10 protein-coding genes are annotated in these 14,615 nt (G+C 38.9%); 7 read left to right on the top strand and 3 right to left on the bottom strand.

Annotated features, from left to right (window positions below):
- Nucleotides 1–340 precede the first annotated feature (340 nt).
- Entirely contained in the window at nucleotides 341–1,318 is a 978-nt protein-coding gene (locus PL8927_RS21155; RefSeq protein ID WP_231506096.1) for a DUF1565 domain-containing protein, read from the top strand.
- 123 nt (nucleotides 1,319–1,441) lie between these two features.
- On the opposite strand, the gene PL8927_RS21160 is transcribed toward PL8927_RS21155, so the two are convergent.
- On the bottom strand, nucleotides 1,442–1,741 hold the full coding sequence (locus PL8927_RS21160) for a DUF3493 domain-containing protein (protein WP_083625445.1): 300 nt from the start codon (nucleotides 1,739–1,741) through the stop codon (nucleotides 1,442–1,444).
- A 515-nt stretch (nucleotides 1,742–2,256) separates the two neighbouring features.
- Between PL8927_RS21160 and PL8927_RS21165 the strand changes: the two genes are divergently transcribed.
- Nucleotides 2,257–4,689, top strand: coding sequence for a CHAT domain-containing protein (locus PL8927_RS21165; protein ID WP_083625446.1), 2,433 nt, complete (start codon nucleotides 2,257–2,259; stop codon nucleotides 4,687–4,689).
- Nucleotides 4,690–4,885: 196 nt separating this feature from the next.
- Here PL8927_RS21165 and PL8927_RS21170 read toward each other — a convergent pair whose 3' ends face one another.
- Together PL8927_RS21170 and PL8927_RS21175 are read right to left on the bottom strand one after the other, a co-directional pair.
- Nucleotides 4,886–5,929, bottom strand: coding sequence for a Fic family protein (locus PL8927_RS21170; RefSeq protein WP_083625447.1), 1,044 nt, complete (start codon nucleotides 5,927–5,929; stop codon nucleotides 4,886–4,888).
- 94 nt (nucleotides 5,930–6,023) lie between these two features.
- Nucleotides 6,024–6,629: a hypothetical protein gene (locus PL8927_RS21175; RefSeq protein WP_197047506.1), complete on the bottom strand. Its 606-nt coding sequence runs from the start codon at nucleotides 6,627–6,629 to the stop codon at nucleotides 6,024–6,026.
- 298 nt (nucleotides 6,630–6,927) lie between these two features.
- On the opposite strand from PL8927_RS21175, the gene PL8927_RS21180 reads away from it, so the two are divergent.
- From PL8927_RS21180 to PL8927_RS28895, 5 genes are all read left to right on the top strand, one after another.
- Nucleotides 6,928–8,301 (top strand): GH1 family beta-glucosidase, encoded by a 1,374-nt coding sequence (locus PL8927_RS21180; protein ID WP_083625448.1) that lies wholly within the window; start codon nucleotides 6,928–6,930, stop codon nucleotides 8,299–8,301.
- Nucleotides 8,302–8,408: 107 nt separating this feature from the next.
- A complete protein-coding gene (locus PL8927_RS21185) occupies nucleotides 8,409–9,794 on the top strand; it encodes an ABC transporter substrate-binding protein (protein ID WP_083625449.1) in 1,386 nt (461 codons plus the stop codon).
- A 65-nt stretch (nucleotides 9,795–9,859) separates the two neighbouring features.
- A complete protein-coding gene (locus PL8927_RS21190; RefSeq protein WP_083625450.1) occupies nucleotides 9,860–11,269 on the top strand; it encodes an ABC transporter substrate-binding protein in 1,410 nt (469 codons plus the stop codon).
- A 106-nt stretch (nucleotides 11,270–11,375) separates the two neighbouring features.
- Nucleotides 11,376–13,424, top strand: a complete 2,049-nt coding sequence (locus PL8927_RS21195; protein ID WP_231506097.1) for a HAMP domain-containing sensor histidine kinase — start codon at nucleotides 11,376–11,378, stop codon at nucleotides 13,422–13,424.
- Between the two features lie 639 nt (nucleotides 13,425–14,063).
- Nucleotides 14,064–14,354 carry a DUF2949 domain-containing protein gene (locus PL8927_RS28895; protein ID WP_083625452.1) on the top strand — a complete coding sequence of 97 codons (291 nt, stop codon included), beginning with the start codon at nucleotides 14,064–14,066 and terminating at the stop codon, nucleotides 14,352–14,354.
- Nucleotides 14,355–14,615: the final 261 nt, after the last annotated feature.

Consider the following 14,615-nt stretch of genomic DNA (forward strand, 5'->3'; position numbering starts at 1 on the left):
CTAGCCCCCACAAGCAGAAACAATTAAGCGAGTGAGTGAAAAACGACTTAAAAGTAGGCTCAGACCCTTCGGGGCGAGAGAGTAGAGGCAATTGGCATCGTAGGATCGCACAACACTAGAACACGCCTAAGAAGGGTTTTGGGAGTTGTGGTTCGAGCAATGACCATCGGGTTATCTCCTTCTAAAGAATCCTCGCACTTATAGGGCGAGGTGTGTCAAAAAAACCCATCCCTAATCTATGTGCAATCAACAGAATCCGATGCCACAATTGACTTCACCATCCCCAAAAAACCAAAAACTGGGGTGCAGTTCCCTTCAGTTATTTAGGGGAATGGGTTGGATGACAACAATTTTGGGACTCGGACTCATATCAGGAATAGAAACTCCCGTTTGGGCAAATATCCAGACAATTCAACCTCATCCGATCTCTATTTCCCAGAATTTGGCTCAAAGTTCCGTTATTTATATTGATCCCAGTGCTGGAATTGATAGTGCGGGTTCCACAGGGAGTCAAGATGGCCCCTATCGTTCGATTTCCTATGCTCTCCAAAAAGCCGAACCGGGCACAGTGATTCAACTGAGCCCCGGTACCTATAGCCCAGAAACCGGAGAAGTGTTTCCCATCTTGCTCAAAGATGGGGTGACGTTACAAGGGGATACGGCCACAAATGGGCAAAGTACAGTGATTATGGGAGGGGGAAATTTTGTCAGTCCCACCTTTGCTCGACAAAATGCCACGATTAGAAGCGAAGGAAATAGTCAAATTCTCGGTGTCACTCTAACTAATCCCAATACTAGAGGAACCGGATTATGGATAGAATCTTCTAATCCTACGGTAAGTAACTGCACTTTTATTAATAGTAAGCGAGAGGGGATTTTTATTACGGCCGAAGGAAATCCTAAAATCATCAGTAATATCTTTACTCAAAACGCAGGAAATGGGATTTCTGTTGCTCGTTCAGGAGGGGGAGAAATTCGCAATAATCTTTTCCAAAATACAGGATTTGGCATCTCGATTAATGACGAAGCAGCACCGATGATTATCGAAAATCAAATTATCGAAAATCGAGATGGAATTGTGATTTCTCACCAAGCTAAACCGATGTTGCGAAACAATTTAATTGAAAATAATGAACGAGATGGAGTTGTTGCTATCTCCCAGGCTCAACCCGATTTAGGAACCACCACCAATCCGGGTGAAAATATTATTCGGAGTAATGGTCGCTATGATGTGTATAATGCGACACGCGGTTATACCCTGACAGTCGTTGGCAATGAAATTGATCAAACTCGCATTTCGGGCGCAGTGGAATTTTGAGATTATATATATATGAAATCCCATCATAGATGCTACAGATTATCCTTCTACCCCCCCCTGTAGAGACGTTGTATGCAACGTCTCTACAGGGGGAATGTGCAGCCAACATTAAAGGATGGAATATTACTTGGGGGGATCAGATGCACGGCGACTGGCTCGTTGTTCCCACCGAAACAACCCCACCATCAGGGCCACCACCCCCACTTGTAGGGCCAAGTTCGGTAACGCCGATTCAACATTCCGTCCCGCCAGTAGTTGAGCCAAAAACACCACCGCACCGATAAAACCCGAAGCTCCAAAACCAACATAAATAAACTGTCGTAAACCCCGATAAGGAGCCATTGCTTCTGCTTTCAGACGTGCATATCCTTCTGGACTCATTTGGGAGTTTCGTTGAGCCACATTTGACTTAGGAGTTGCCATATTGATTCAAAATAATAAGACTTGAGGGATATTATATTTATTATTAAATATTTTTAATGTTTTTCGATAAAAATACTCTTTATATTGATAGAAATCAACTGCTATCCCAGAGAGTAAAAGCAGTTGATTGGCTGAGTTTAAATTAAACTGTATTTTGATTGTATTTCAATACAGTTAAAATGTCAGGAGAGAAAATTAATCGGATATTAGAGGGTAGAAGACCTCCATCATCAGGGTGATCTCCTGAATAGTTGACTCCCCTGTCGTAAGTTCCTAGAAAGACGAGATTCCCAAGACGCGAAATTTCGCTTTTCTCCGGGCAAATTCTGATAACATTCGTTACCCTGGACTTAGGAGCAAAATATTTTCAGTTTCAGTCATAGATCACAAGTCAACACCCCGTACTCGATTGGATATATAGCTCCAAGTTCATTTGTAGAGGGTCAAAACTCTTGATTTGTAGCCCCTCAATTTCCTTGGTGGGGCGGAATTTCAAATCCCAACTCCAGAATCCCATGACTCAGGAATTTCACATTTCCGTCACCCCAGTTGGGGAAAATGAATATTTAGTGCGAACCGAAAAATTCGCATCTGGTGTTCCTTTAGCTGAAGAACAGGTCAAATGGCCTGTGGATGAATGGTTAGCCCAGGCTCGCCAACTGATGAATGATCCCTTATTAGGTCTATTGGAGGGCCAAAAGGTTTCCCGTTCTCGGACTTTTGGGAAAAAAATCGAGACTCAATTAACCACCGATCCGCCTCTGTTGAATTTAGTAGAATTGGGTCAACAGCTTTATAATGGCTTGTTTCAAGGAACATTGCGCGATAGTTGGACTTGTGCCCAAGCGATCGCCCAAAACCATCAAGAATTATTACAATTACGCTTAGGCTTAAAAGGTAAACGGTTATCGAGTTTACCTTGGGAAGTGCTACATTCGGCAGATCGTCCGATCGCAACCGGAACAGATGTCGTATTTTCCCGTTACCAACCGGGGATAAGTTCTATTCTCCACACCCAGGTTAGAAAACCCAATCAACCCTTAAAAATTTTAATCGCCATTGCAGCCCCCACTGACCAGGACACCCTACACCTGAAGCGGGAAGTCTTGCATTTACAAGAAGAACTCCGACGGGAAAACGGACGCAGTAACCGGAATTCCTTAGAACCCACAACCCCGGATATTCAACTCACCATTTTAGAACAACCCGACCGCGAACAACTCACCCAAGCCTTAGAACAAGGTCAATATCAAGTCTTTCACTACGCCGGACATAGCAATTTAGGCCCGTCTGGAGGAGAATTGTATTTAGTCAGTCGTCGGACGGGATTAACCGAAACCCTGAATGGGGATGATTTAGCAGGATTATTAGTTAATAATGGCGTGCAGATGGTGGTGTTAAATTCCTGTCGGGGTGCATATCGAAATACACCGAATGTTACGGATGAAACAGCCCAACTCAATCTCGCTGAGTACGCCGTTAAGCGGGGAATTCCAGGGGTGTTAGCGATGGCTGAACGCATTCCCGATGATGTGGCGCTAACCTTAACACGATTATTATATCGAAATCTGAATCAGGGTTATCCGATTGATTTAAGTTTAAGTCGAGCCAGACAAGGATTAATTTCTGCTTATGGTTCCGATCAATTATATTGGGCTTTGCCGATTTTATATTTACATCGAGAATTTGATGGATATTTAACCGCAAGTCAACCCTATCATTCTATTCTGGAAGAATCGGAATTTTTACCCTTGCCTTCTCCTCCAGTAGAACCCGGGTTAAGGCTGAAATCTCCTCCTAAAACTCTATCATTATCCGAATCCGAATGGGATAGTATGAATGACGATGATATCGAAGATATATTAGATGATCTTGTTTACGAAGATGAGATAGATAATGATGCAGATAATACTGCCTTTATTGGGGAGTTTTTGCGTCAGTCTAATGTTGCTGACTCTACGCCAAAACCTGTAACAATTCAAAATTCAGACTCTGCAAAAACACCTGAGTTATCCTTAAATTCACCATCAAAATCAGTTAAACCCAGATCTTCAATCCCTGATCTTCAGACTGTTTCATCGGGGATAAAGACTTTTCGTCTGTTGAAGGGAAAACACTTATTCTGGGTTCTACCGTTGCTGTTTATTCCTCTAGGGTTTGGGGTTTGGTTCTGGCAAAATCGGGCTTTTCAGTCGGAAAGATTAGCGAGTCAGGGAACCCCGGATCAAACAACCTTAGTTCATGTTAATTCAAGTCAGCCCCAAGGCACTGATTTAAAAACTGCAAATACTGATTATGTCTTAGGAATTGCTGTTGACCAATTTTATCAAAGAAATCTATTAGCAGCCGAAGAAGCAACAACAGAATTATTAGATCGAGGAGCATTAGAAAAAGCAAAATCAGCCTTAGCGGCGGTACAGGTTCAGGATCTTAATCATCCCATTGTTAATTTTCTCTATGGTCGTTTAGGTTGGCAATCAATTCAAAGGGGAAGTGCAGATTATAAAATTGATGATGTCCGTCGATATTGGGAAAATGCAGCTAAACAAAATCCTAAATCTGTGAAGTATAAAAATGCCTTGGGTTTTGCCTATTATACCGAAGGAAAGTTAGAGAATGCCTATCAAGTTTGGACTCAAGTTTTAGAGTTAGAGGAACCTACATTTGTCGGTAAAATCAAACCGGGAACTGCTAATAATATAAAAACTAAAATAGAACAACAGGATAAGTTAACAGCTTATGCAGGTTTAGGATTAGTTTGGCGGAAATTCTCTCAAACTTTACCGACTCAAGAAAAAGAATTTATGTTAAGTAAAGCGGTTAAATTTAGTGACAAAGTGATGAGTGAATCTCCCACAGAATTTAAACCTGATCAATTATCTAAAAATTGGATGTGGTCTAAGGAGTTAATTCGAGATTGGCAATTATTATTGAAAGAAAAAAAATAGTTAAGGGGGATCACGGATTTAAGAGGATTTCACGGATTTCACGGATTTAAGAGTTTGCGATCGCCAACGGTGGAATAAGGGTTCTATAGCGCTACGCATTACAGTTAGGACATTTCTAAATCCTGAAACCATTTCACTTCTTACTGTTCCCAGATCCGATGTTCCCTGTTCCCTCTTCAAGTAGCGCTATAGGCTTTTACTCAAAAACTGTCCGGGGTATTGTAAAATAATTATCAATAAAATCAGTAATTTCTTGATAAAAACCCTGCCCTTTTTCCCGACTGCTCGTTGCAGTAACCAATAACCTTAACGTTTCCACAAGTGAAGTCAGAGTGGCATCACAAACTAAGTCAAAAAGCTGCCCTAAATCATCTTGGTTTTGTTGTCCATAAGCCAACGCATTAATATAATTATTGCGAATTTGGTTATGAATGACTACAATCGGATAACCCGCACGAATTAACAGTAAATTCATTAATAATCTAGCCATTCGACCATTGCCATCCCGAAAAGGATGAATCGAAACAAAGCGATAATGAGCGATTGTCCCATACTCGACCGGATGGAGTTTTAAAGCTGTTTCTGAGTTGAGCCAGATTACAAAATCTCTCATTAATTGAGAGAGTAAATAATGGGGAGGATAACGATAATTTGTTCCGGCTGCCATTACATCTAAAGTCCGATAACTCCCTGCTTCATTAGGGTTGATTTTTCGGAGAATTAGATTGTGAATTTGTTTGATTTCCCATTCATTAATTGACCTATCTTTTTGGGCTAAACTTTCAATATAATCAATCGCCTCCTTATGTCCAATTACTTCTAAATGTTCGTCGAGGGTTTTGCCCCCAATGGTAATCCCCTTTGTTAAAACTAACTCGGTTTCACTTTGAGTTAACGTATTCCCTTCAATAGCATTAGAATTATAAGTAAATCGGACATCATAAAGTTTTTTGAGTTCGGCGACAATCATGGGTTCAAACGGTCTAAAGCCATCCAACCAAGTTTTTAATTTGTCGATTTGCTCTAATTTAAGTTGATAATTCATCGTTAAATAGCTATTGATTAAAGCAGTTAATGAAAATTCTTTTTGCTGACTTAAAACGATGATTTGTTGAATAAATTTATCATAGCGTTGAGAAGAAGATCCCAACAAATTATCGTCTCTGGCACTAACCAAAGACTGATTGATTTTAGCCCAATTTTTACCCTGCTGTTTAAGATCAGTTTCTCTTGTTTCCATATTTTTGAATATCCTTTGCGGATAACAAAAGTTAAAACAGGTTTCAGGATTTCCTATCTCTGGTTTCCAGGTTAAACCTAGAAACCAGAAATGATTACAAATCAATAAAGGGTTCAGTGTCGTCAAAACTGGGTTCAGGTGGCGTTTCAACGGATGGAGTCGAAACGTTATTATCCGTTGGATTTTCAACAGGTTGGGTGGAAATATTATTATCTGTTGGTTCTTCAACAGGTTGGGTAGAAACGTTATTATCTATTGGTTCTTCAACAGGTTTAATTAATGCAATATTGGCTCGGACAAAACAGTTTGCAGGTGTACCATCCGGTTTTTTCTTAACAAAAATCCAAGGCAGAAATTGATCATCAAATGTGATTACAAAACCCCCATAACTCGCTTGTGCCCGGAAGACTTCATCGGGTTTTAACGTGGTGACGGCTGGCCAACTACTAATCGCAGGAAATCCAGGGTTATCAGGATTCCAAATTTCTTCAATAGAGGCGTTTCCCATGCGACAATTCAATCCATTGGGATCGGAATCAACAACTTGCCAATATAAATGATCGGATTTACTGATATAGTTGCCTTGAGTATCGGGTTCAGGTAGGGACTTCGCAGCCCAAACGGGTGTGATTCCGAGTAGGAAAACCAGCCCTAAACCTAAAATCACTATCCTATAAATCGCTTTGAATCGGTTTAGCATAATAGTCCTCATTGCATTAGGATTTTTCAGAAGTACAAAATCTACCCTTTTATTGGACTTGGGAGCAACCCCGTCTAGGGTCACAAAAAATTGGGTGGCGTTATCTGGCTATCCCTCCGTATTATTCTAACACTTCTGTAGAATTTCCTTAAATAATATCACAGAAGAAAATAGAGAATAGCTTAATGGGGAACCCTTGAATTAAAAATTAAGAATCATAAAAAATTATTAATTTTTTGCTAAGTCAGTGTTATTTTATAATATAAACAATCCTTAATTTTTCGGGAGATTCCTGTCAATGGTGAGTGATCAATTTCCGCCAGATTTTATCTGGGGAGCCGCAACAGCATCTTATCAAATTGAAGGTGCGGTTACAGAGGGAGGACGGAAACCGAGTGTTTGGGATAGCTTTAGTCAGACACCGGGACGGGTTTTAAATGCAGAAACCGGAAACCCAGCTTGCGATCATTATCATCGTTATGAAACTGATATTCAACTAATGGTTGAATTGGGAATTAAACATTATCGATTTAGTATTGCTTGGCCGCGAATTATTCCCGATGGAAGAGGAACAGTTAATGAAGCTGGAATTGATTTTTATCAACGGTTAGTTGATAGCTTATTGAACAATGGAATTACTCCCCATGCCACTTTATTTCATTGGGATAGTCCCCAAGCTTTAGAAGATTTATATGGGTCTTGGCGCAGTCGAGAAATGGCTCAGGATTTTGCGGATTATGTCGGGGTTGTTGTTAGTAAATTAGGCGATCGCATTACCCACTGGATGACCATTAATGAAATTCCTTGTTTTACCCATTTAGGCTATCAAGTAAATGCCATTCCTCCCCACGCACCCGGAACTATTGTTTCTCGCCCTAAAGAAGTTTGGCAAACCTCCCATCATGCCTTATTAGCACATGGGTTAGGAGTGCAGGCTATTCGAGCAAATTCGACCCTTCCTTGTACAATTTCTTTAGTCGATAATTGTGCCGTTACGGTTCCCATAACCGAAAGTCCAGAAGATATTTTAGCGGCTAAAAAAGCCTTTGCCCTTTGTGGTCAAAATGGGGGAATTATTTTTCCTGCTTTAACAGGTTCCTATAGTCCGGCTTTACTGGAATTCTTAGGAAATGAAGCCCCTGATATTTTACCCGGAGATTTAGAGATTATTCATCAACCTTTAGATCAATTGGGATTAAATATTTACTCCGCCACTTATGTCCGTGCATCTGACAATTCTATGGGGTTTGAATTCTTAGGATTACCGAAAGGATATCCTCGGATGAATATGCCTTGGTTGCATATTGTTCCTGAATGTATTTATTGGGGAATTCGTCATATTAGTGAAACCTTAGATCGAGCAGATTTACCAATTTTAATTACAGAAAGTGGGTGTGCGGCGGAAGATGAATTAAATCATCAGGGAGAGGTGATCGATACGGATCGGATTATGTATTTACGTCAGCATTTTCACTCAGCCCATCGTGCCATTGTGGAAGGATATCCTTTAAAAGGATATTTTGTTTGGAGCTTAATGGATAACTTTGAATGGGCTTGGGGTTATCAACGTCGTTTTGGTTTAATTTACATGGATTATATTACTCAAAAGCGTATTCCAAAAGCCAGTTTTCAATGGTATGCTGAATGTATTCGGCAAAATCGGGTGGTTTAACCCAATCTTTAAGCCTAACGCAATGCTAAATCCACATAAAATTCTCATTGATAGTTCAAGTTTTACCTCGAATTTAATCTAACGACTGAGAGAGTGCTGGTTTTACAATGAAAAAGATTCTAATCTTGTGCCTATTATTTACCTTAAGTTTAGTTTTGATAACTTGTTCAGAACAATCTAAACATTTATCTCAAAAAATCTCTACTCCTAGTTCCCAGTCTTCCTTAACGATTTGGTGGACAAAAGGGTTTTATCCCGAAGAAGATGAAGCCTTACAAAATGTGATTAAGGCTTGGGAACAACAAACCGGACTGACAGCAAAACTCACATTATTTAGTGATGATGAGAACTTAAAACAAACCTTAAACGCTTTAGAAACCCAAAATTTACCCGATATTGTTTACAATCGACGGTTAGAATTTGCTGTTAATCCTAAAGCAGCTTGGGAAGGCAAAGTGGCTGAAGTTTCTGATATTATTGAACCGATCAAAACCCTATATACTCCGAGTGCGATTCAATCGGTTCATCTCTACAATCATCAGACTAAAAAATTAGGTTATTATGGTGTACCGATTCAGCAACAAACCTTACATATCCATTATTGGCGGGATTTACTCGAAGAAGCTGGATTTCAAGCCAGCGATATTCCTAAAGATTGGAATAATTTTTGGGCATTTTGGCAACAGGTACAAACAAAATTAAGAGAACAGGGAAAATCGGATATTTATGGGATTGGTTTAACCTTTTCTTCTGAATCTAATGATACTTTTTATGAATTTGAACAGACCTTAGCTGCATCAGGAATTCAACTGATGAATTACCAGGGACAACTTTTAGTTAATAACCCCGAAATTCGTCAAGGCATTATTAATAGTTTAGTCTGGTATACTCACTTTTATCAACAGGGATATGCCCCCCCAGATTCAATCGATTGGCTCCCCGAAGATAATAATATTAACTTTCTGAATCGTCGGCTATTAATGACCCTAAACCCAACCCTTTCTATTCCGGCTTCTCAAAAAACTGATCCTGAAATTTATTCTCAACAAATTGCCACTATTCCCTTTCCCAATCTCCCCAATAATCAACCGATGCCGAATTTTGTTTCGATTAAACAAGTGATCACCTTTAGGAATTCTCCCCATCCACAGGAAGCCAAAAGTTTTCTCTCCTTTTTAGCCAAACCCGAAATTCTTTTAAACTATTTAAAAGGGTCTGCGGGGCGTTATTTTCCAGTCATGCCTCAACTATTATCCGATCCATTTTGGAATAATACAAACGATCCTCATCTGAAAGTAGCGGCTGAACAATTCCGCTTTGTTTCGCCTCTATCTTCGATTCTTTTTCCTCCTTATTCACAAATATTTGCTGAAAATGTATGGGGAAAAGCCATTGAACAGGTAATCATTGAAGGTTTATCTCCAGAAGTGGCAACGGATGCTGCAATTGCTGAAATTCAAACCATATTTGCTGAGTGGAAAAATCAGGAGTAAACTGGTAATGGATAGCCTTTTAGTGCCGTCAGCTTCTCAACCTTGAATCTCAATGGTTTTTACTAATGGTTTTAACCCTGAACATCAACTTTATTTCCCGTCATTTTTCGGGATTTATTCTCCTGTTACTTTTAAGTTTCATTTTAGTGACTTGTACCAGTCCAACGCCTGAACTCCCCGAAAATCTAGCTCCAAGCTCAGAATTAATAATTTGGTGGAATCGGGGATATTATCCAGAACAAGATGAAGCTATCGAGCAAGTCGTAGAAAAGTGGAAACAAGAAACGGGGAATCAAATTAAGCTTTCCTTTTTTAGTGAAGAGGATACCTTAAAAGAAGCGATCGCCGCCTTAGAAATCGGAAATCCCCCCGATATTTTATTTTCTGAACGGGCGGACTTTACCTTAATTCCTCAATGGGCTTGGGAGGGAAAATTAGCGGATGTTTCTGGGGTTATAGAACCGATTAAAAACTTGTATGAAGCCAGTGCGATCGCCTCGGTTTATCTGAAGAATAAAGACACTCAAAAGCGTTCCTATTATGCTATTCCCTTAATGCAGCAAAGTCTTCATATTCACTACTGGCGAGAATTACTTCAAAAGGCGGGAATTGACGATCAAAATTTACCTCAAAATTGGTCAGAATTTTGGCAAATTTGGCTACAAGCTCAAGCTAATTTAAAAAGGCAAGGAGAATCGGAGATTTATGGTTTAGGTTTACCCATGTCGGTTGAATCTTTAGATACTTATCTGATCTTTGAACAATTTTTAATCGCTCATGATGTTCAACTCTTTGATCAACAGGGAAATCTACAGTTAGATCAACCAAATGTTCGCCAAGGAATTATTGATACCCTGGATGAATATACTCGTTTTTATCTCCAGGGAAATGTTCCACCGATGGCAATTAATTGGTTGAATGCTGATAATAATACAAACTTCCTGAATCGGAGTACCATTATGACAATTAATCCTAGTTTATCAATACCAGGTTCTCAGCGCGAAGATCAAGATATTTATCAAAATCAACTGGTAACAGCACTCTTTCCTAATACCCCCCAGGGTAAACCGATGAAATATTTAGTTTCTGTCAAAGAAGCCATTATTTTTTCTGAAGCTCAAAATTCAAAACTCGCTCAACAATTTCTGGCTTATCTGATTCGACCTGAAAATCTAAGTTCTTATGTTAAAGGTACGGGAGGACGGTATTTTCCCGTGATGATGCAGTTGTGGAATGATCCCTTCTGGCAAAACCCAAATGATCCCCATTTAGCGGTTGCTACGCAACAATTTAAACCCGATAAAACTCAACCTTTGTATCATATTATTAACCCCGCTTATGCTCAGGTTCAAACGGAAAATATTTGGGGTCAAGCCATTAAAGCAGTATTAACCCAAGGGTTATCTCCTGAAGTCGCAACAGATCAGGCAATTCAAGGAATTAAAACAATTTTTTCTCACTGGCAAAATCAGTGATTCCCTAGCCATTTAGCCTCTAATTTTATTATCATTTATTCATCGGCAGTTCCCTTAATTGTAAATGGTTATGAATCTCTGGAAAAAAAGCTTATTATTCCAGCTTGTGAGTTCTTTTTTGATTTTATCGTTAGTAATTATCTCTCTTGTTGGATATATGGCTTTTTCCCAAGCAAAAGAATCTTTGAAAAAGTCGATTTTTAACGAACTCAATATGGCAGCCTCTTTAAAACGAGAGGAATTGAACCATTGGGTTTTTGATCAAAGTCAAGTCGTGTTAGCTTTAGCTCGAATTCCTGAAATTCGGACTTCAGCAAAAACCCTATTTACACTTGATAAATCGACTCAGGAATATAAAAATATACAAACCTCCTTACAAACATCTTTGAGTGCATTTACAGGAAAAAATTCGGGGTTAAAAGAAATTTTTATTTTGTCTCGTGGCGGTCGAATTTTAGTCTCTACTGATGCTTCTCAAATTGGTAAATATCAACCTTTAGTCCAATATAGTGATATTCAATCGGAAAATCAAAATGCTTTTGTTTCTAATTTTTATCGTTCACCGATCACGGGTTATCCTCAAATTACTTTAGTCGATCAAATTTTAGATCAAGAGGGTAAACGCTTAGGACTTTTAGCCGCCCATTTAAACTTAGATCGCATTGATGAGGTGATTCGTGAACAAACTAATTTAGATCAAACAGGAGAAACCTATTTAGTGGGAAATATAGGCAGTGGTTTATCCAATCGTTATGTCTTTATTGCGTCTCAAAAGTTAGGATCAGAGGAATTTCCTGATGGGATTAATAGTGCCGGAATTGAACAAGTAATGCAGGGAAAAAGTGGGGAGAGTTTATATCGCAATTATCGAGGAACTCCCGTGATCGGGGTTTATTATTCTTTGGGAAATAAAGATTTAGGATTAATTGTAGAAAAGTCTCAAGCCGAAGCCTTTATTCCTGCCCAACATTTAGCCAGTTATATTCTATTGATTGGATTAATCTTATCAGGATTTATGGCAGTTGCTATGTTCTTTTTAGGTCGTCAGATTGTCCAACCGATTTTAGCGATTGTTAAAACGGCCCGTGTTATTAGTCAAGGTGATTTTAAGCAAACAGCCCCAGTTCTCAGCAATAATGAAATCGGGTTACTAGCAAAAACATTTAATCAAATGACAGGTCAATTACAAATTTATTATCATCAATTAGAAGATTATAATCGAAATTTAGAATTAAAAGTAACTGAACGTACCCAAGAACTCGAAGATAAAAATCAATGTCTGATTGATACTTTAAAAGAGTTAAAACAGACCCAATCTCAACTGATTCAGAATGAAAAAATGGTCAGTTTAGGGCAGTTAGTAGCGGGAGTTGCCCATGAAATTAATAATCCCGTTAGTTTTATTTATGGAAATTTAGATTTTGCCTCAGATTATGGTAAAAATTTAATTAAATTGGTAGAAGCTTATCAAAATACCTATCCTGAGCCTGGAGAGGAAATTGAGGAGATGATTGAACAAATTGATCTGGAATTTATTAAAACAGATTTACCTAAACTTTATCAATCTATGAAAGAAGGATCTAACCGAATTAAACAAATTGTTTTGTCTTTAAAAAACTTCTCCCGTTTAGATGAATCCGAACAAAAAAGAATTAATATTCATGAGGGAATTGATAGTACCCTACAAATCTTACAAACTCGCCTCAAACCTCAATCCTACTGTCCGGCTATTCAAGTGATTAAAAACTATGATCAGTTACCTTTAATTAACTGCTATCCCGGTCAACTGAATCAAGTTTATATGAATTTGCTATCGAATGCGATCGATGCCTTACAAGAGTGTTGGGAAGAGCAGAATCAAATCTATCTTTCTCAACAACCTCAAATTACTATCACTACGAGGGTCATTGATCAAAAATGGATTGAAATTTTAGTTAAGGATAATGCTTCTGGAATTCCACCGGATGTTAAATCTCGGATTTTTGACCCCTTCTTTACGACCAAACCCGTTGGCAAAGGCACAGGTTTAGGTTTATCAATTAGCTATAAAATTATTGTAGATAAACATCAAGGTCAACTGAAATGTTCCTCTAAAATCGGAGAAGGAACGGAATTTATGATTAAACTTCCGATTGTTCGTTCTGAGTTGGGTTGACATCCTCCCACCGCTAATTCGGAGTACCGAATATAGCGGGGGATTCCAAAGATTACTCTTTGGGTTTCCTCTTTCTACGACTCGGCTTGCATTGAGGAGTTTCCTCACCAATGTAGAGGTCGATGTCTCCAGAGGCGTTTAACGTTCCTGCGTGCCCCGCAGTACGGAGTCCTAGCTCAAGTATGCGGTTGAAGGTAAACTGGCGATCGCTATCCACAACAGCCCCATCCAATCAATGCCCGATACAAAAATACACATTAATTTAAAGAATTAATCGAAGGGGAAAATTTTAATATTTTTTTAATGAATAGAGTTTTGTCAAATAATTTTAAAAAGGACAAGGTATCGTATCATAAAAAAACAATGTTTGTCTAAGTCCTAGCAGCATTGTCTTAATTGAACCCGGAAAATAGAAGATTAAGCCTTTGTATAGACACCCTCAGACTTTTACCCCGATAAAAGGCAATTCCCGTGTCTCTACATTTGTGATGATGATCACACCCTTAACAAGATTGAATCACAAGAGTAACCCGATATCATCACTGAATATTCTGCTATTCCCGATAAGATTAATATCAGAGAAACTAAATTTATACGGTTATCTAACTTTCTAACCTACTCTTTCAGAAGGAACTTAAAATGATTTCCCCAAAACAAGCACAACTGATTCAATTTTTACGTTGGGAGTTAGCGATCCCGGCGTCCTCAATTGCCATGGCACTCCGCCACCCGGAACAGGATTCAGGACAGTTACCTATGATCCTGTGGCAGTATGGATTGGTTACACTCGAACAACTGGATCGAATTTTTGATTGGTTAGAGCGATTTGGCAGTATTATGGAAGTGAAACCTGATCGGTCTTCTCATTCGGACTATTACCAGTCTTCAAGAGAGGAAACGGTTGATCTCTCTGTTTCTCTGGTGGCTTAGTTCTTGAAGGGTTAAATCATTTTGAGAAGATGTCTTAATCCCATTTTTAATATTTTGTCTATGCCAAAACGTTTAAGAAAACGATTTCAACAATCAAAATTTAGATTCAAAAAACAAAAGTCAGCTTTCGTTGAAGGCTGACTTTAATCTCATTCAAGAATTCTGAAAAACTTAAATAATCATCGTTTAAAAATTCAGCAGGTTTTCTGCTCCCCATTTTTGATAATATTAAGATGATTCGCCATTGGGTTGCAACAGGAC

The sequence above is a fragment of the Planktothrix serta PCC 8927 genome, assembly GCF_900010725.2.
Taxonomy (GTDB): domain Bacteria; phylum Cyanobacteriota; class Cyanobacteriia; order Cyanobacteriales; family Microcoleaceae; genus Planktothrix; species Planktothrix serta.